The organism is Pseudoalteromonas sp. N1230-9 (genome assembly GCF_032716425.1).
Lineage (GTDB): Bacteria > Pseudomonadota > Gammaproteobacteria > Enterobacterales > Alteromonadaceae > Pseudoalteromonas.
Genome location: NZ_CP090419.1, coordinates 3289778 through 3307353 on the forward strand (window position 1 = coordinate 3289778; position 17576 = coordinate 3307353).

At 42.5% G+C, this 17576-nt stretch carries 14 protein-coding genes; 2 read left to right on the forward strand and 12 right to left on the reverse strand.

All coding sequences use genetic code 11. The annotated features are described in order from the left end of the window. Positions 1-109 precede the first annotated feature (109 nt). The gene (locus tag LY624_RS15410; protein WP_341803408.1) at positions 110-988 is read left to right on the forward strand and encodes a TraB/GumN family protein; all 879 of its coding nucleotides are present in this window, start codon (positions 110-112) and stop codon (positions 986-988) included. A 37-nt stretch (positions 989-1025) separates the two neighbouring features. Here the strand turns inward: LY624_RS15410 and modF are convergent, their stop codons facing one another. Beyond that, the gene (gene modF, locus LY624_RS15415; protein WP_341803409.1) at positions 1026-2483 is read right to left on the reverse strand and encodes a molybdate ABC transporter ATP-binding protein ModF; all 1458 of its coding nucleotides are present in this window, start codon (positions 2481-2483) and stop codon (positions 1026-1028) included. A 129-nt stretch (positions 2484-2612) separates the two neighbouring features. Between modF and LY624_RS15420 the strand changes: the two genes are divergently transcribed. Further along, positions 2613-3236 (forward strand): hypothetical protein, encoded by a 624-nt coding sequence (locus LY624_RS15420; protein ID WP_130149269.1) that lies wholly within the window; start codon positions 2613-2615, stop codon positions 3234-3236. A 15-nt stretch (positions 3237-3251) separates the two neighbouring features. On the opposite strand, the gene LY624_RS15425 is transcribed toward LY624_RS15420, so the two are convergent. The 11 genes from LY624_RS15425 to rpsL all read right to left on the reverse strand — a co-directional run bounded on the left by LY624_RS15425 (position 3252) and on the right by rpsL (position 17519). Continuing rightward, entirely contained in the window at positions 3252-5000 is a 1749-nt protein-coding gene (locus LY624_RS15425; protein ID WP_341803410.1) for a hybrid sensor histidine kinase/response regulator, read from the reverse strand. A gap of 94 nt (positions 5001-5094) precedes the next feature. After that, a complete protein-coding gene (locus LY624_RS15430; protein ID WP_341803411.1) occupies positions 5095-7431 on the reverse strand; it encodes a fatty acid cis/trans isomerase in 2337 nt (778 codons plus the stop codon). Next, positions 7428-7808, reverse strand: a complete 381-nt coding sequence (locus LY624_RS15435; protein ID WP_341803412.1) for a hypothetical protein — start codon at positions 7806-7808, stop codon at positions 7428-7430. Before LY624_RS15435 ends, LY624_RS15430 begins: the two co-directional genes overlap by 4 nt. A gap of 138 nt (positions 7809-7946) precedes the next feature. Next, entirely contained in the window at positions 7947-8612 is a 666-nt protein-coding gene (locus LY624_RS15440) for an SDR family oxidoreductase (protein WP_341803413.1), read from the reverse strand. Positions 8613-8711: 99 nt separating this feature from the next. Beyond that, the gene (locus LY624_RS15445; RefSeq protein ID WP_341803414.1) at positions 8712-9428 is read right to left on the reverse strand and encodes a hypothetical protein; all 717 of its coding nucleotides are present in this window, start codon (positions 9426-9428) and stop codon (positions 8712-8714) included. Between the two features lie 76 nt (positions 9429-9504). After that, on the reverse strand, positions 9505-11301 hold the full coding sequence (locus LY624_RS15450) for an alkaline phosphatase (RefSeq protein WP_341803415.1): 1797 nt from the start codon (positions 11299-11301) through the stop codon (positions 9505-9507). Between the two features lie 11 nt (positions 11302-11312). Beyond that, positions 11313-12902, reverse strand: coding sequence for an alkaline phosphatase (locus LY624_RS15455; RefSeq protein WP_130149263.1), 1590 nt, complete (start codon positions 12900-12902; stop codon positions 11313-11315). 287 nt (positions 12903-13189) lie between these two features. After that, on the reverse strand, positions 13190-14374 hold the full coding sequence (gene tuf, locus LY624_RS15460; RefSeq protein ID WP_062567544.1) for an elongation factor Tu: 1185 nt from the start codon (positions 14372-14374) through the stop codon (positions 13190-13192). 60 nt (positions 14375-14434) lie between these two features. Further along, positions 14435-16549: an elongation factor G gene (gene fusA, locus LY624_RS15465; RefSeq protein ID WP_062568388.1), complete on the reverse strand. Its 2115-nt coding sequence runs from the start codon at positions 16547-16549 to the stop codon at positions 14435-14437. Positions 16550-16576: 27 nt separating this feature from the next. Further along, positions 16577-17047, reverse strand: a complete 471-nt coding sequence (gene rpsG, locus LY624_RS15470; RefSeq protein WP_054554834.1) for a 30S ribosomal protein S7 — start codon at positions 17045-17047, stop codon at positions 16577-16579. A gap of 97 nt (positions 17048-17144) precedes the next feature. Continuing rightward, positions 17145-17519, reverse strand: coding sequence for a 30S ribosomal protein S12 (gene rpsL, locus LY624_RS15475; RefSeq protein WP_002958885.1), 375 nt, complete (start codon positions 17517-17519; stop codon positions 17145-17147). Positions 17520-17576 lie beyond the last annotated feature (57 nt).

Consider the following 17576-nt stretch of genomic DNA (forward strand, 5'->3'; position numbering starts at 1 on the left):
AATTTTTAGCTCTTAGCTCGTATTTTTTCTGCTTTCATTCGATTTAATTTAACTGCTTATGGAAAATTAGTTTAGTATTGAAAACAGTCACAATTTGAAAGGGAAAATTATGAGATTCATTCAGCGCTTTAATGCTCTGTTTTTTATGGTGCTACTACTTGGTTTTAGCCAATGTGCATTGGCAGAGCCGGGACTATGGAAAATAGAAAAAAACGGCATTTCGTCCTATTTATTTGGCACTGTGCATGTTGGTGATAAAAGCATGCAAGGTCTACCAAAGAAGGTTACATCTGCAATTGAGAACAGTGATAAAGTTATTGTTGAGGTTGATATCAGCACCATTTCAGCAACCGAAATGCAGCGTCGTTCACTGCCTTTTATGATGCTTAAAGATGGAAAAACACTGCAATCAGAGCTTTCTGTAGATAACTTCAATAAGCTACAAAAATACTTTGCCGATAAGTCTATAGATATCGCAATGTTTAAAAACTTAGCACCGTGGGCTGTGATGGTCACCATGATGCAAATGGAGTTCCAAAACGTTGGTTTTTCAGATCAATACGGCATCGACAAACAAGTACTTGCTTATGCGCAAGCACACAATAAACCTATCGGTGAATTAGAAACTCTTGAGCTACAAATGGAAATGTTTACTCATTTAGCAGTTATGAACGATAAGATGATTGAAGAAACATTTGAGCAGCTAGCTGATGTCGACACTTACTTTTTTGGCCTTATCAATGCGTGGAAATCTGGCGATATGAAAACGCTAGCAAAGTTTTATAACGAAAGTTTTGATGATTCTCAATACGGTGAACTAAGTGAGCAAGTAATGCTAATCGATCGCAATAATAATTGGGTAAAGCAACTTTCATCACGTATCGGCAAAGAAAAACTATTTATTGCCGTTGGTGCTTTGCACTTGCCTGAACAACATGGTTTGCTAAAGCAGCTAACCGATAAAGGCTTCACGGTTACACGTATCTAAATGTTCTATAATCAAATTCAAATTTTATAAGCGCCTTTTATGGCGCTTTTTTTGTGAAATCAGCCATCTCTAAATAGTGTTCAATACCTGTGATTTTGTCACTTGCATGATGATTAACGTACACGACAGTACTTGTCCCTGCGGCGCAGATTTTTTCTATCAGTAATAGCACTCGCTGCCTATTTGCTTCATCAAGGCCAAGGCAAGGCTCATCTAAAATTAATAAATTAGGGTGTTTTATCATCGCCCTCGCAATCAATAATAATCGCTGATCACCAAAGGATAGCTGACTAAAAGAGCTATTTTTTTTGTCACTTAAACCCAGCAAAGCTAACCAATTGGTAGCAATTTCTAGCTGTTTATCAGTGGCTTTTTGATAAAGGCCAATACTGTCATAAAAACCCGATACAAGGGTATTGAGTGCAGTGATACTAACCCGATAATCCATATGCAGCGCATTAGAGATATAACCAATGTGCTGTTTAATTTGCCAAATACTCTCACCACTGCCACGCTGAAAACCAAACACCTTAATATCGTTGTTATAACACTGCGGGTTATCGCCAGTGATAAGGTTCAGCAAGCAGGTTTTTCCTGAGCCATTTTTGCCGGTTAACTGCCAATGTTCGCCTTGGTTTATTTGCCAGTTTAGGTTTTCAAAAACCGCCTCACCAGCATAACTCACTGAAGCATTATTTAGTCTTACCAGCATAGGTTCTGTGAGCGGGGGTGCTTGATGATCACTATCTGCGTTAGGTATTCGTAACTCAGTATGAGTTAGATGCAATAGCTTTAGTAAATCATCGCGCTGCTCGGTTGTTGGCTTTGCTAATTGCTGAGCCACATGACCTTCTTTAACATAGCCGTAGTGATCAACAAAATCAGGGATCTCAGTTAATCTATTGAGTACAAAAATGAGGGTTGTTGTTTTACTAAGCTCTGCGAGTAGCTGATTAAGTTCGGCCATTGCCGTGACATCTAAACCATCAAACGGCTCATCAAGCACAAGTAAATCTGGTCTCCCTATCAAAGCTTGAATTAATAATAGCTTACGGGTTTCTCCGGTTGATAAATCGCGAAACGCCTTGCTAAGCTTATCTTTAAAATCAAACATGGCAATTAATTGTTGTAGCAACTTACCATCAAACTGTTGCTCATCACGGCCAGCAATCATAATCTTGTAAACGGTGCTAGAGGCAGTAACACCATCAACAATGTCATCTTGATCTTTTGTTAGCTCAGCCGCAAGGAGCTGCTTTTGGCTGTCTGGCGAGACCAATGCAATTCGCTCAAAGCTATTCTCATAGTGGCCTTGTTCTATTTTTGCAAAGCCAGCAATGGCAGCAGCTACCGCTGATTTACCCGCGCCATTAGCGCCAAGTAAAACCCATTGCTGCAATCGCGATACATTGATATTAAGATCATCTAAATAATAAACATCATTACCCTGCCCCTTTAGGCCAGCTCTAACATTAACCAACTGCACTTGTTGCACGTTGAATCCTCATTCTAAATTACCGTTAGCTTGACGTTACCCCATTCAATAAAAAATTAAAAATCGTTTAAACCTTTTTTGAATACAGCTGCGACTAAGGTATAAAAGGTCATTTACAGGAAAAAAACAATGAAAAAATTACTTTGTGTGGCTGCAATAGGTCTAATACTGGCAACTTCAGACTCTACAGCAAAAGATTCACGAGAGCTCAATCACACCTTTACAATTAATGGCGCAAGCCAGCTTGAAATCGATTTTCCAGTTGGCAGCTTAGAAGTACAAAACTACGCAGGCAGTGAAGTAGTGGTCACAGTGCGTATTGAGCCCAAAAACGATACAGGTTGGTTTGGTTCTGAGATGGACTTATCAGATATTAAACTAAGTCACTCACAAAACGCAGGCTCACTGAGCTTAAAGCTTGATAACGATGACATTCAACAAAATTGGTTAGTAAAAATGCCCAACACAATGGCGATTGATGTAGAGCTCGGTGTGGGTGACATTGAAATAAATGATACAAGCAACTCTGTGGATATTGAGCTTGGAGTGGGAGCTGTGCGTATCGATAGTGCACTTGATGACTACAAACGTATTGAGCTGGAAACAGGTGTGGGTGATACAAAAATTCGTGGCATGCTAAATGAAGCAAAACAAAGCAGAAAAATTGTCAGTTCACACTCACAGTATAGTGGTAATGGGCAATTTGAGATTGATGTTGAGGTGGGTGTCGGCGATATAAAAGTCAGTAACTAAAACCTTTAATGGCGCTTATTCTGCTCTATTTTCAGCAAACATAATCGTCAAGGCTTTTTCTACTGTTTCGGCTGTTATTGGTTTATATAAGTGAAGGTTTGCACCTAACGCATAGATGCGTTGCAAATCTTCACTGGAGGTATTGGCTGTTACAGCCAAAATAGGCGTCAGTTGACATTGCTCATTTCTAATTATGTCAATTGCTTGAAAGCCATCCATCACTGGCATGTTAAGATCCATAAATATCACATCATATGGCTTAGTTTCGGTCATATCTGTCGCGATTAAACCGTTTGGCGCTATATCATAAGTATAATTAAATTGGCTCAGAATACGGCCCAATATTGTCGCATTTAAAGTGTTATCTTCAACAATCAAACAATGCAAGTTACTAGGTAATAATGCCTTAGCTGCCTCTTTGGGTGCTTGCTTAAAGGCTAGCTTAACCACAACTTTCACACCATGGGGCTGGACATTAAAAAACTGAATATCCCCTTCAAGCGCTTTAATAATTTGTTTTACCCTGAACAGTCCCGTTTTTAAACCTTGAAAATGCTGCTCTGCATCTTGCTCGTCATTTAAAAAATCACTGGATGAGTGGTCAAACCCTTTACCATTATCTTGCACCTCAAATACAAAACCTTTCTCTCCTTGGCAACTGGCGGTAACCGCTATACGCCCTTGTGTTGGAGTGAACTTGACAGCATTGTTTACAAGCTCTGCAAATACTTGTTGGAGTCGCCCATGATCACTAATGACCTGTTTGTTTACTGATTCTGCAAAGTTAATCGTAAAAGTAATTTTTTTATCATTACACGCATATTCAAAAGGAGTAACGGCCTGCTTAAGGCTAGTTAATAAATTCCCTTGTGATAAATTCAGCTGCCACTCCCCTGTAGTAAGCTTCTGCAAATCAAGTAGCTCATCCAGCATTGAGACTAACCTATTTACGCAGTATAAAGCCTGCTTTTTTGTGAGTTGCTGAGTATCATTAATATCCAGCGCCTCTATTGACGCTGTCAGTCCTTGCAATGGTGTTCTAAATTCATGACTAGCGCGGGCTATAAAACGTTCTTTATTGTGGCTAACACGCTCTACAACTTCTTTTTGTTGCTGATATTGTTTTATTGTTTTTGCAATGAGCTTTTCCATTGGTTTGAAGATAAATATAAGCTCCACAATCAGTAGCCCAATAGCAATAATCCAAAAAACAACCTCTAATATAGAAATGACTTTTACCTTGGTAACAGCGCTTTGCTCTAACAGATAAACAGCTTCATCTAAGTCCATTAAAAGCTTTTCTAAATGTTCACTGCTAAATGGGGAGCGACCTTGAGTACCATAATTAGAGCGACTATTTAATAGCTGCTGCGCTTTGCTAATGTATTGCTTAACGTGCAAATCTAGCTGTGTTGGAGAAGAGAAATAGTGAGCTTTTAGCGCATCATTTAAATAAAGAAACTGCCCGCTGCTATCTTTTTGAAGTAAAAACTGATGGCCCGCAACAAATTGCTCTACAGCATGTTGCAATAGCATTCGATGCTGATATGTTTGCTCTGACTGTTCGAAGATAAGCGCATTTCCATAAAGCGCTATTTTTTGTGACAACATACGCTGTTTACCAGCGAGGTTAATAACTTGCGCGTCACCTTTTTGAATATAAAGTAGATACTGCATCAAAGACACAGATACCGAAATTAAAATGGCGATTGCCAACAATCCCCAGCGATATCGTTTTCTGATATCTACAACCAGATCTAACATATCCGACTCAAGTCTTTTTTATATTCAGTGTAGTATAAAAAGATTTATAAAGCCTACAGCGGTAGGCTCTATAAATCATACTACTTACTCGTTATTACCTATTCTCTAAGCGGTTGTAATCGAATAAGCCAAACTCAACACCACGGTATTCTTTTGCCGTTTTATGCAAAATATCGCTGTACTGCCAAAACTGCGGGTGGGTTCGGCGAATTGCAAACTCACTTTTTAAATCTCGGTATGCAGCTTCATCCGTTACCTTTGCAAGCCCAGATGCAAACGCAGCGACTTGCTGTTCATTATGTAGATACCAAATAGCTTCAGGGTAATCACCAATAAAACCAGGCACAATAGTGACGGTGTCTTCCGCATATGCACGTTGGCCTTCTTCATTCAACAAGCTCGAAATATTATAGTGAGCGTTATGATGAATAAGTGTGTACGCCTTGTGTTTATCAGTGCCACCTTTTACTAACACAAACGATATTTGTGGTAATAGATTCACTGCCTTTACAGGTAAATGATTAATACTGGCTAACGGCTCTGGTACCTTTGTATAGTCAAATCGAGGGCTCAAAACAGACTGCAACTTTGCTTTTAACATAGTGAACAACTCTGCTTGCGGATCTGATGTTTTATAATCAATGCCTGTTGGCTGACTAAACGACAACTCATCTTCAAAGAAATTAGTTAAGCTAGGTGGCGATTTACGATACCACTGCGCTTTAATTTCCTTACGTTTAGCCTCTGGTAGCAATGCCAAATAATTCGCTTCACCTTCTAAACGCAAAAAATCCATATATAAACGGGTAAGTAACTGATGGCCTATATTGCCATACACGTCGAAGCCTGCCACCAGCAAGTAGTGAATACGTTCAAACAACGCATAATCAAGCACCCACGCTGTTTTTGGCTGCTGGCCTATCCAACCTTTGACAACCGTTGCGCTATCAAAATGGCGGAAAACTGTTAGCGCCGCATTTTGGTTATGTCCGTCACCTTGCCAAAGTAGATCTGTTGTTAAATGTTGGCCATTTTCAAACATTTTATTGGCCAGCGCGACTTTTGCTGACAAATACTGGTTTTGACGTTTGGAGTATTTTACCCAGCTTGAAATTGGTAAAGCATTACTCTCTTCCTCAGCTGGCAATGCAAGTGCATCTTCGTGCTGTAATAATAACTCACCCACTTTAGGTGTAGCTGCCATTTCAGGCTTTGCAAAGGCTACCCAAAATTGATCATTAATAACATTTAAGGCTATTTGACCTCGGCATACAGGCCCTTTAATGAAGCCCATAATTATCAGCTCTGCTTCATCAAGCATAAATTGATAACGTGAGTTAACAGGGATTGCAGAAAATGCTTTAAATGGGTTTGATGCAACTTCAGGTTTATAACTCGGAAGTTTACTCACCTGATAATCAGCGTCAATGAATTGCGAACGTATACGTTCAAGCTTCTCATCATTAAGTGCTAAAGGCAGGTGCGTTTTCGCTAAAATAGTTGAGCGATCATGCATTAAGCGATAGTAAACTCGTTCAACTTTAGGATCTTCATAAGGACGACGAGTACTTATTACTTTGATATCTTGCCCCGGTGGGGTTGATGAACGCACAAGTTTAAAGTAACTATGCTTATCAGCATGCTCAGGGAAGTAAATATGGGCCAAATACCAATGTTCATAAATATAGCGCGCAGCTAGCTGAGCTTTTAAATCATCTTGATTAAAAAATGCCTCCCAACGCTTAACCTGCTCAAGAACATCGGGCTCTGGTGACTCTATGTGAGCTAAATATCCCCCCTTTCTTAACCACTTAGCGAGGTGCTGAAACTCTTCAGTTGAAATCCCCGGTAAACCATAAGGCATACCACTGTGAGGATTATCTTTAGCAAATGAATCGAATTCACCCATTGTGGTACAGGTTTGCTCGCGATCAAGGCTGAAATCAAATTCATCGCCTAAAATTGCTTGCGCCGGTAATGGGCTACTTTGCTTAAGTACTAAGGCATTATAAAGCACACTGCCTGCAAGGTTGGCTTCTTCAGTTTGAATGCGCTCATTGAGCACGGGAGTAAAGCCTTTTTCACGCCACTGAGCGGTATTTACCGCATCGAAGAGCAAACGACTAGGCTCTTGAGCAAGTAAGCGTGTACCATCATAAACACGCTCTTTACTAAGGCCACGATCAATTCCTTCTACTGATGACAGTTTTAACTGACACGGTGCATCATAACAGCCATGGCACACAACACATCGGCTATCAAGCACAGGTTTTACGTCCGTTAAAAATTCTACACCTTCAGGTGAGGCTGCTCCGACTACTCGTTCTTGCGGCTGCTCTTTACCAAAAAGCTCATCGTAATGCGCTGCCCCTAAATAAGCACAGCCGCTTAATAATATTAAACCAAACAGCGTGGTTAAGGCCCTTTTCATCCTTCTTCCTCGCTATCTTCGATGTCATCACCTAAATCAAATGTTGGCATCATATCGACCTGTGGCGATACAAAGCTATGCTCCCCTTCAGTGCTCAACATTGCACTTAGCAAGGGACCTCGAACAAGGGTTAATTGGGCATCGTGTTCTGTATCAATAAGCGATTGGTAATCAACGCTAAGAACATCAACACGGTAATCTGTCAGCGTTATAGCTACGCTGCTATCTTGCGCAGGGTTTTGACAAAGCTGAGTCAGCAACTCTTCACTGAGCGTGACATGCAAAAGTAAATCTGGGGACTCAATGTCACGACTGTGAAGGTTCTCGTCAAAATAAAAAAGGGGAAGAGTTAAATCGCTATTTTGCTCTAATTCCATGTGCTGCTCTCTACATCGATATGGCTTTCAATTGTACGAGTATAGCAAACAATAAGTTCAAAAATTAGCGAAAGTTATCAGTAGTTAGCAGCAATTTAACTACTAACTACCCTATTTTTAAACAAGGTGAGCTTAGCCTTACCAAGGCAAGGTTTCACCATTGGAGTGCCAAAAGCCTCCGGTATTACTTAGGTTTAGTTCATCAATACGTTTTATTAAACGCTCTACTGCTGTGTTGGGGCTAATATCACCTGCAAAATTAACCATTTGCGTTTGCACAAATCCCGGATGGAATAATCCGACCGCAATTTTTTTATCTTTAAGCTCATGTGCCAAGCTTACACCTGCAGCATTGAGTGCCGCTTTAGACATACGATAACCAATGTAACCACCTGAACCATTGTCAGCAATTGACCCCATTCGTGATGTGATCATCGCAACCTTCGCATCAAGGCCCAAACTTTGTAGTAATGCATGGGTGACTCGAACAGGGGCGATGGCATTCACATGAAGTTGTTTTTCAATTGCGCTAAAGTCCATGTCGTCTAAAGTTTCATTATGAAAAACACCTGCGTTGTTAATCAAAATATCAATTTTGTCACCATGAAGGTGACTCGCTAAAGTGGTAACATCATCGGCGTTGGCTACATCAATATCGCTAATAATTTTGACATCTAATGCTTTAAGCTCTTCACTTGGGATGCGAACAACGGCGGTTACTCGATACCCTCTAGCCACGTATTGCTTGCAAAAATTAAGACCAATACCTTTGTTCGCCCCCGTTACCACAACATGCTTTGTCATCACCACACTCCTAAAATTATCATGTACCCTATAACCTTGGGGTTAATAAGAAAAAACCAAGAGCTAAAATCCATTAGCTGTGATGGCTGATCATTCTTACTAATGATGATGTTTATGTGAGCCTTGTAACTGATTGCCTTGGGCATCATAAAAACCGCTGGCGCCATGCTCAACAAAGCCTTGGTTGATCATTTTTGCAAGGAATGGGTCGCTCTCATTATCACCGATGTCTGCGTAATCTGTCGTTTGATAGCTATCCCATTTCGCAAACTGCGCCTGCACTTCTTGCTGGTTATGATTACTGGCTGTTAAAACAATTTCACGACTATAGCTTGGTGTTGAAATGCGAATTGATTTTAGTAATTTTTGATTTGCAAGCCAGCTTAGCTCTATCTTGCTCTCACCTTGCTGCTTTGTGTAATACTCCGTTAGCTCACAGCCTTCACCTGTACTTTTCTGGTGCGTCATTGAGGCTAAAAGCTTATCGCTGACTAACTGATATTTACTACTCCAATCTTGCTTGCCTTGCACTTCAGAGGGTTGATACTCAATACCGTGTTGGGCCTCTTGAAAGTAACGAATTGGTCTTATTTGTTGATTCCGTAACTCTTGCCATAATTCAATAAACTGTGGGTTTTGTTTAGCCACTTGATGCGGCGTACGCCAAAGGGTAAAGGTGCTTTCTGTATGCTGCTTTTTAGTAATAGTATCTGTCGTGACTTTGTAGTCAGCTTGCGTAAAACCTGTATTCATGTTGCATTGGCCAGCAACGGCAAGTGGACTCATTAATGTGGCAATTAAGATAGCTGCTTTCACGGTATTCTCTTTTTATCTACGTTTTTCTATCAATAACTTACAGAGTAAGGGAGGCTCAGAGCCTCCCAAAAACTCATTATTGTGCTAATTTAGCATCGGCTTGTTTAACAAGGTCAGCGGCATAATCCATGACATGGAAAATAAGGCTTTGCTCATTAGTACCCGTTACTAAATGCGCGCCAGGGCCTACTGCATACACACCCACATCTTCTGCAGCATGTGTTTCAGAACCCAATGGTACAACAGCCTCTTGGTGGAAGCCTGGTGTAGTTGTGTCAACATCAGTTAAATCAACGCGGCCTGTCACTGGTGCAAAGTTATAACCTGCGTCAGCATCGGTCTCATCACCTAGGTCACGGAAACCGCCGCCATTGGTATAACCAACCGTTGTATACGGCATATTATCGGCGGCAAGTGATGGTTCATCACTACCCACTGGTACCACTTTACCTAAAATTGGGTTACCGCGTTTAGGGTAGCCTGCAATGGTAAATACGTGACTATGGTCAGCTGTTACGATGATTAGCGTGTCTTCAATACTGGTTTTATCAAGGGCAACTTGCACTGCTTTTGATAACTCAACAGTATCGCTTAATGCATTGTATGCATTGCCCGCATGGTGAGCATGGTCAATACGACCTGCTTCAACAGTTAAGAAGAAACCATTGTCGTTGTTATCGAGTACATCAATTGCTTTTGCGGTCATTTCAGAAAGTGACGGCTCACCAGCAACATCGTTGGCGCGGTCTGCTTCGTATTGCATGTGTGATTCATTGAACAAACCAAATACACGTTCAGTTGATTCTGCATTGATTGCATCAAAACCTGCTTGGTCCATCACATATTGACCCGCTGGGTATTTCGCTTTCCATTCTGCGGTTAGGTCGCGACCATCGGTACGGTCGCCTTCAACAGAACTCACAGCATCTGCTGAGTTAAATGCAGCGTCTTTAGGTAAGAAATGACGACGACCGCCGCCCATCACAACTTCTAAACCATCAACATTTAAGCCTGCATAGCGTGCTTCTAAGTTCGCTTCGAAGTTCACTAACTGCGATGCAATATCTTCACAGCCAGCAGTAACTGCAGCTTCAGGCATATCTGATACATCTTCCCAGTTACGATCAGCCGATTTTGCATACGTTGCAGCAGGCGTTGCGTGCGTTATACGCGCAGTCGATACAATCCCTGTCGACTTACCAGCAATCTCAGCAAGCTCCGTCGCTGTTACCAGCTCATTACCCGCAACCGTTGCGCAGTTACCACGTTCGATATCTTCATCAACGCCGATAACACCTGCATCGGTTTTTACACCTGATGCCATTGCCGTCATCGTGCCCGCTGAATCAGGTGTTTGCGCATCCACGTTATAGGTTTTAGCAAAACCAGAAAACGGTAGGGCTTCAAAGCTAAGTTGGTGCTCTTCACCTAGCTTACCTTCTAGCTGACCTGCCATAATACGTGCAGCAGTCACGGTCGAAATACCCATGCCATCACCTACAAACAGGATCACGTTTTTCGCTTTACCTGAGTCTTTCGCAACTGCAGCAATGTTTTCTTCGCTAGTAGCCACTTTGACTTGCGCTTCTTTAAACCAGTCATTATCCGTAAGCGGCGCTAGCTGTGCTGCTGTTAAGGTGGTTGCCGGTGAATTACATGACAAAGTTGTATCGGTAACTTCTGCTGAGTCTAACGTACCGTTATCATTGCTATCGGTGCCAGTTAGAGTTTCTGTTCCACCGTTTACACACTGCTCTGACCCCACAGCGAGTGTGTTTTCAACAGTTAACGTTTTTGGTGAGTTGTCATCATCATCAGAACAACCCGCTAATGCCACTACTACAGCAAGAGAAATTAAATTTAGTTTTTTCATCGTCGTCGCCATTATTCTTCAATTAGTTCGAGAGCTTGATTAATGATGTGGAAAATTACATTCTGCTCCACAACCCCTTGCGCAAGCTGCGCACCTGGACCTTTCGCATGCAATGAAATATCTTCACCAGCATGTGTCTCTGAACTTAACGGCACGATGGCTTCTTGGTGATAACCTGGTGCAGTCGTATCAACCCCCACTAAATCAGCGCGGCCAGCAAAAGCAGCGTCGTTGTATGATGCATCTGCATCAGTTTCATCGCCTAAATCACGGAACCCTAAACCATTTGCATAACCAACGGTGGTATAAGGCATGCCATCTGCAGCAAGACTTGGCTCTTCGCTACCAACTGCAACTACTTGACCTAGAATTGGATTACCACGCTTAGGATAGCCAGCAATTGTAAATACATGGCTGTGATCAGCGGTAACTAGGATTAACGTTTCTTCAGGGTTCGTGTTATCGACTGCTGATTGAACCGCTTTAGCAAATTCAATAGTATCGTTTAACGCGTTATAAGCGTTGCCTGCGTGATGAGCATGATCAATACGACCTGATTCAACAGTTAAGAAAAAGCCTTTTTCATTACTCTTCAAGATATCGATTGCTTTAGTTGTCATTTGTGAAAGTGAAGGCTCACCTGCAACGTCATTATCGCGATCTGCTTCATACTGCATATGTGATTCATTAAACAGTGCAAAGACTTTTTTCTCGTCGCCTACCAGTGCATCGAAGCCAGCTTGGTCCATCACATACTTGCCATCAGGGTACATTGCTTGCCATTCAGCAGTTAGGTCACGCTCATCGGTACGGTCACCTTCAACACTGCTGACAGCATCAGCCGAATTAAATGACACATCTTTTGGTAAGAAGTGACGACGACCGCCGCCCATTACCACATCAAGACCATCGACATCCGTACCAACAAAACGCGCTTCTAAATTTTTCTCAAAATTAACGAGTTGTGAGGCTATGTCTTCACAACCAGCTTCTATCGCAGCAGCTGGCATATCTGATACATCTTCCCAGTTACGATCAGCCGATTTTGCATAGGTCGCTGCTGGTGTTGCGTGTGTGATACGTGCTGTAGAAACAACGCCTGTAGCCAAGCCCTTAATCTCAGCTAGCTCTGTTGCCGTAATTAACTCATTACCAGCAACTGTAGAGCAGTCGCCACGCACAATATTTTCATTAACACCAATAACCCCCACATCCGTTTTAACGCCTGAAATAATTGCCGTCATAGTGCCTGCGGAATCAGGTGTTTGTGCATCAACGTTATACGTTTTAATTTGCGCTGAGTAAGGGAATTCCTCAAAGCTGAGTAAGCCTTCTTCACCCGTTTTACCTTCCATTTGCCCTGCCATGATACGGGATGCAGTGAGCGTTGAGATACCCATACCATCACCAACAAATAGAATGACATTTTTTGCTTTAAATGTTTGCTCAGCCTGAGCTGCCGCTTCTTTTTTTGTTACTTTAGCTTCTGCGGCACTATACCAATCATTTTGTTTTTGACTATCTGGTAACACGCCCGCATTGGCGGTGGCTGATAATGCCAACGTTAAGCCAATTGCAGTGGCAATTTTATTAATTTTCATCGTTACGTTCCGTTAGTACGTTATTTTTTAAAGAGTTAGAGTGCTAACTAAACTGCACAAGAGTAATCAGCGCGGTTATGGTAAAACCGTTTTGTTACTTAAAAAGTGACTTTTCATGACGAAATGATGAAACAAAAGAGGAAGTCTAGTGGTAAGTTAAGCTATTAGTTTTAGAGGAATAAAAAGTAGTAATAATAATGAGTGGATGCTCAACTCATTTTCTTTAGGCATTAAAAAAGGTCGCCTAGGCGACCTTTTTATAAGCTGTGAAGCTCTATCTGTTGATATTACTCAACGATAGTTGCTACAACACCAGCACCAACTGTACGGCCACCTTCACGGATAGCGAAGCGTAAACCTTCGTCCATCGCGATTGGAGCGATTAATTCTACAGTCATCTTGATGTTGTCACCAGGCATTACCATTTCAACGCCGTCTGGTAACTGTACGTCACCTGTTACGTCAGTTGTACGGAAGTAGAACTGTGGACGGTAACCTTTGAAGAATGGCGTGTGACGACCACCTTCATCTTTAGAAAGTACGTATACTTCTGAAGTGAACTTCGTGTGTGGAGTGATTGAACCAGGCTTAGCTAGTACTTGACCACGTTCAACGTCTTCACGCTTAGTACCACGTAGAAGTGCACCGATGTTCTCACCCGCACGACCTTCGTCTAGAAGCTTACGGAACATCTCAACACCTGTACACGTTGTCTTCGTAGTTTCTTTGATACCTACGATTTCAACTTCGTCATTCACGTTGATGATACCAGCTTCAACACGACCAGTTACAACTGTACCACGGCCTTGGATTGAGAATACGTCTTCGATAGGCATGATGAATGGCTTATCGATGTCACGCTCTGGCTCTGGGATGTAAGAATCTAGTGCTTCTGCAAGCTCAACGATTTTGTCTTCCCACTCTTTCTCACCTTCTAACGCTTTAAGCGCAGAACCTTGGATTAGAGGTAGGTCATCACCTGGGAAGTCGTACTCAGAAAGAAGTTCACGAACTTCCATCTCAACTAGCTCAAGTAGCTCTTCGTCGTCAACCATGTCACATTTGTTCATGAATACGATGATGTAAGGTACACCAACCTGACGAGAAAGTAGGATGTGCTCACGAGTTTGTGGCATAGGACCGTCAGTCGCAGCAACTACTAGGATTGCGCCGTCCATTTGAGCAGCACCCGTGATCATGTTTTTAACATAATCGGCGTGTCCTGGACAGTCTACGTGTGCGTAGTGACGAGTTGGTGTATCGTACTCAACGTGTGAAGTTGAGATTGTGATACCACGCTCACGCTCTTCTGGAGCGTTATCGATTGATGCGAAGTCTTTCGCTACACCACCGTATACTTTTGCAAGTACGTTAGTGATTGCTGCAGTTAGGGTAGTTTTACCGTGGTCAACGTGGCCGATTGTACCTACGTTTACGTGCGGTTTTACGCGTTCAAACTTTTCTTTTGCCATCTTAAAAAATTCCTATAAAGAAATTAACGCCTGACCCACTATTGGGCCAGACAAGCTAAATCATGTAACAGCGCGAGCTGCAATTATTGCATCTGCAACATTCTTCGCGGCTTCTGCATACTTTAAGAACTCCATAGAGTACGATGCACGGCCTTGTGTTGCAGATCGCAGATCAGTTGCATAACCAAACATTTCAGAAAGTGGGACTTGCGCATTAATTTGCTTAAGACCACCAAATGCTTCTTCCATGCCTTCGATCATGCCGCGGCGACGATTTAAGTCACCAACTACATCACCCATGTTTTCTTCAGGAGTGATAACTTCAACCTTCATTACTGGTTCAAGAAGAGCAGGATTTGCTTCTAGCGCACCTTTCTTCATCGCCATTGAACCTGCAATCTTAAATGCCATCTCATTCGAGTCTACATCATGGAATGAACCATCAAATAGAGTCGCCTTGACGCCAAGTAATGGGTAGCCTGCCAGCACACCTTGAGTCATTTGCTCTTGGATGCCTTTATCTACCGCAGGGATGTATTCCTTAGGAACCGCACCACCAACGATTTCGTTAACGAACTCGTAAGTTGGCGCTTCATCTTCCGAAATATCCATCGGTTCAAGTTTAAGCCAGACGTGACCATATTGACCACGACCACCTGATTGACGTACGAACTTTCCTTCAACTTCAACAGCTGAGCGGATAGCTTCACGGTATGCTACCTGCGGCTTACCAACGTTACATTCAACACTGAATTCACGCTTCATACGGTCGACAATGATATCAAGGTGAAGTTCACCCATACCAGAAATAATAGTCTGGCCTGATTCTTCGTCAGTCTGTACGCGGAAAGATGGATCTTCTGCAGCTAGTTTACCCAGCGCAATCCCCATCTTATCTTGGTCAGCGATTGTGCGAGGCTCAACCGCAACAGAGATAACTGGCTCTGGGAACTCCATACGCTCAAGCGTAATAATTGAGTTCGGATCACACAGTGTTTCACCTGTTGTTACGTCTTTAAGACCAATAGCCGCCGCGATGTCGCCTGCGTAGACTACTTTGATCTCTTCACGTGAGTTTGAATGCATCTGAACGATACGACCAAGTCGCTCACGCTTACTTTTAACTGGGTTATATACCGCGTCACCCTGTTTAACTGTACCAGAGTAAACACGGAAGAAGGTCAAGGTGCCAACGAACGGGTCTGTCGCAATCTTAAAAGCAAGTGCGGCAAACGGTGCGTTATCATCAGCAGGACGTTCTTCCTCAGTACCATCTTCAACGATACCTTGGATTTGTTTCACTTGTGTTGGTGCAGGCATATATTCAATAACAGCATCAAGCACAGCTTGAACACCCTTATTTTTAAATGCACTACCACACGTCATGGGAACAATTTCGTTTGCTAATGTGCGCTGACGTAAAGCTGCTTTAATTTCAGCTTCAGTCAGGTCTTCACCTTCTAAGTATTTTTCCATTAGTTCTTCAGATGCTTCAGCTGCACTCTCAACTAAGTGAGAACGCCATTCTTCAGCTAATTCCTGAAGGTCTGCCGGAATAGCCTCATAAGTGAAAGTCATTCCCTGGTCTTCTTCATTCCAGTTAATGGCTTTCATCTTGATAAGGTCTATAACACCTTTAAAGTCGTCTTCAGCCCCAATTGGAAGCTGAATTGGAACAGGCGTTGCTCCAAGACGAGATTCCACCTGCTCTACAACCGTTAAGAAGTCAGCGCCTGTGCGATCCATTTTATTTACGAAGATCATTCTCGGAACTTCGTATTTGTTCGCTTGACGCCAGACTGTCTCAGTTTGCGGCTGTACACCAGATGAAGCACAAAGAACAACTACCGCACCATCTAGTACGCGTAAAGAACGCTCTACTTCGATAGTGAAATCTACGTGTCCTGGCGTATCAATAATATTGATACGATGGTCGTCAAATTGAGCGTCCATCCCTTTCCAGAAACACGTTGTTGCAGCAGAAGTGATTGTGATACCACGCTCTTGTTCCTGCTCCATCCAATCCATAGTTGCAGCGCCATCATGTACTTCACCGATCTTATGAGAAAGACCCGTGTAGAACAGAACTCGTTCTGTTGTGGTGGTTTTGCCTGCATCTACGTGAGCACAAATACCAATATTACGGTAACGCTCAAGTGGAGTTGTACGTGCCATATGATCCTCTTAAAGGTTAAGGGCAGATTACCAACGGTAATGAGCGAATGCTTTATTCGCTTCAGCCATACGGTGAACGTCTTCACGTTTCTTAACCGCAGTGCCTTTGTTGTCAGCAGCGTCAACGATTTCTTGAGCTAAACGTAAGCCCATAGATTTTTCGCCACGCTTACGTGCAGCGTCTACTAACCAACGCATACCTAATGCGTTGCGACGTACTGGACGTACTTCAACTGGTACTTGGTACGTTGAACCACCAACACGGCGAGATTTAACCTCTACCTGTGGGCGAACGTTTTCAAGTGCAGCTTCAAAGATTTCTAGGTGCGACTTGCCTGATTTCTCAGCAGCCACGTCTAACGCACCATAAACGATTTTTTCAGCAGTAGATTTCTTGCCGTCTAACATTACTACGTTAACGAATTTAGCAAGAAGTTCCGATCCGAACTTAGGATCTGGAAGAATTTTACGTTGACCTATTACGCGTCTTCTAGGCATTTTGTATCTCCGGTATCTTCAGGTTTGCTCTTTTAGAGTCAATACCCAAAACAATTAATTTAAAAATTTAGTGCTTGGCCTTACTAACGGAGAACCATTAGCCCTTAGGGCGTTTAGCACCGTATTTAGAACGAGCTTGACGACGGTCGCTAACGCCTGCACAGTCAAGTGCACCACGTACAGTGTGGAAACGCACACCTGGTAAGTCTTTAACACGACCACCACGGATTAGGATTACACTGTGCTCTTGTAAGTTGTGGCCTTCACCACCAATGTATGATGTTACTTCGAAACCGTTAGTTAAACGAACACGCGCTACTTTACGTAATGCAGAGTTTGGTTTCTTAGGTGTAGTTGTATATACACGAGTACATACACCACGCTTTTGCGGACACGCTTTAAGCGCAGCTGAGTTACTTTTAGTAACCTTGCTACGACGTGGCTTACGCACTAGCTGGTTAATAGTTGCCATTTAAATAGCTCCTGAAATTAAAATTACTACTGAAAAAATAAAAAATCCGCCCTGTTT

Bases quoted from the DNA above. Each gene is read 5' to 3' on its own strand.
- LY624_RS15420 (WP_130149269.1), top strand. From the start codon at position 2,613: ATGAAAAAATTACTTTGTGTGGCTGCAATAGGTCTAATACTGGCAACT.
- tuf (WP_062567544.1), bottom strand. From the start codon at position 14,374: ATGGCAAAAGAAAAGTTTGAACGCGTAAAACCGCACGTAAACGTAGGT.
- rpsL (WP_002958885.1), bottom strand. From the start codon at position 17,519: ATGGCAACTATTAACCAGCTAGTGCGTAAGCCACGTCGTAGCAAGGTT.
- fusA (WP_062568388.1), bottom strand. From the start codon at position 16,549: ATGGCACGTACAACTCCACTTGAGCGTTACCGTAATATTGGTATTTGT.
- rpsG (WP_054554834.1), bottom strand. From the start codon at position 17,047: ATGCCTAGAAGACGCGTAATAGGTCAACGTAAAATTCTTCCAGATCCT.
- LY624_RS15455 (WP_130149263.1), bottom strand. From the start codon at position 12,902: ATGAAAATTAATAAAATTGCCACTGCAATTGGCTTAACGTTGGCATTA.
- LY624_RS15410 (WP_341803408.1), top strand. From the start codon at position 110: ATGAGATTCATTCAGCGCTTTAATGCTCTGTTTTTTATGGTGCTACTA.
- LY624_RS15430 (WP_341803411.1), bottom strand. From the start codon at position 7,431: ATGAAAAGGGCCTTAACCACGCTGTTTGGTTTAATATTATTAAGCGGC.
- LY624_RS15425 (WP_341803410.1), bottom strand. From the start codon at position 5,000: ATGTTAGATCTGGTTGTAGATATCAGAAAACGATATCGCTGGGGATTG.
- LY624_RS15440 (WP_341803413.1), bottom strand. From the start codon at position 8,612: ATGACAAAGCATGTTGTGGTAACGGGGGCGAACAAAGGTATTGGTCTT.
- LY624_RS15450 (WP_341803415.1), bottom strand. From the start codon at position 11,301: ATGAAAAAACTAAATTTAATTTCTCTTGCTGTAGTAGTGGCATTAGCG.
- LY624_RS15435 (WP_341803412.1), bottom strand. From the start codon at position 7,808: ATGGAATTAGAGCAAAATAGCGATTTAACTCTTCCCCTTTTTTATTTT.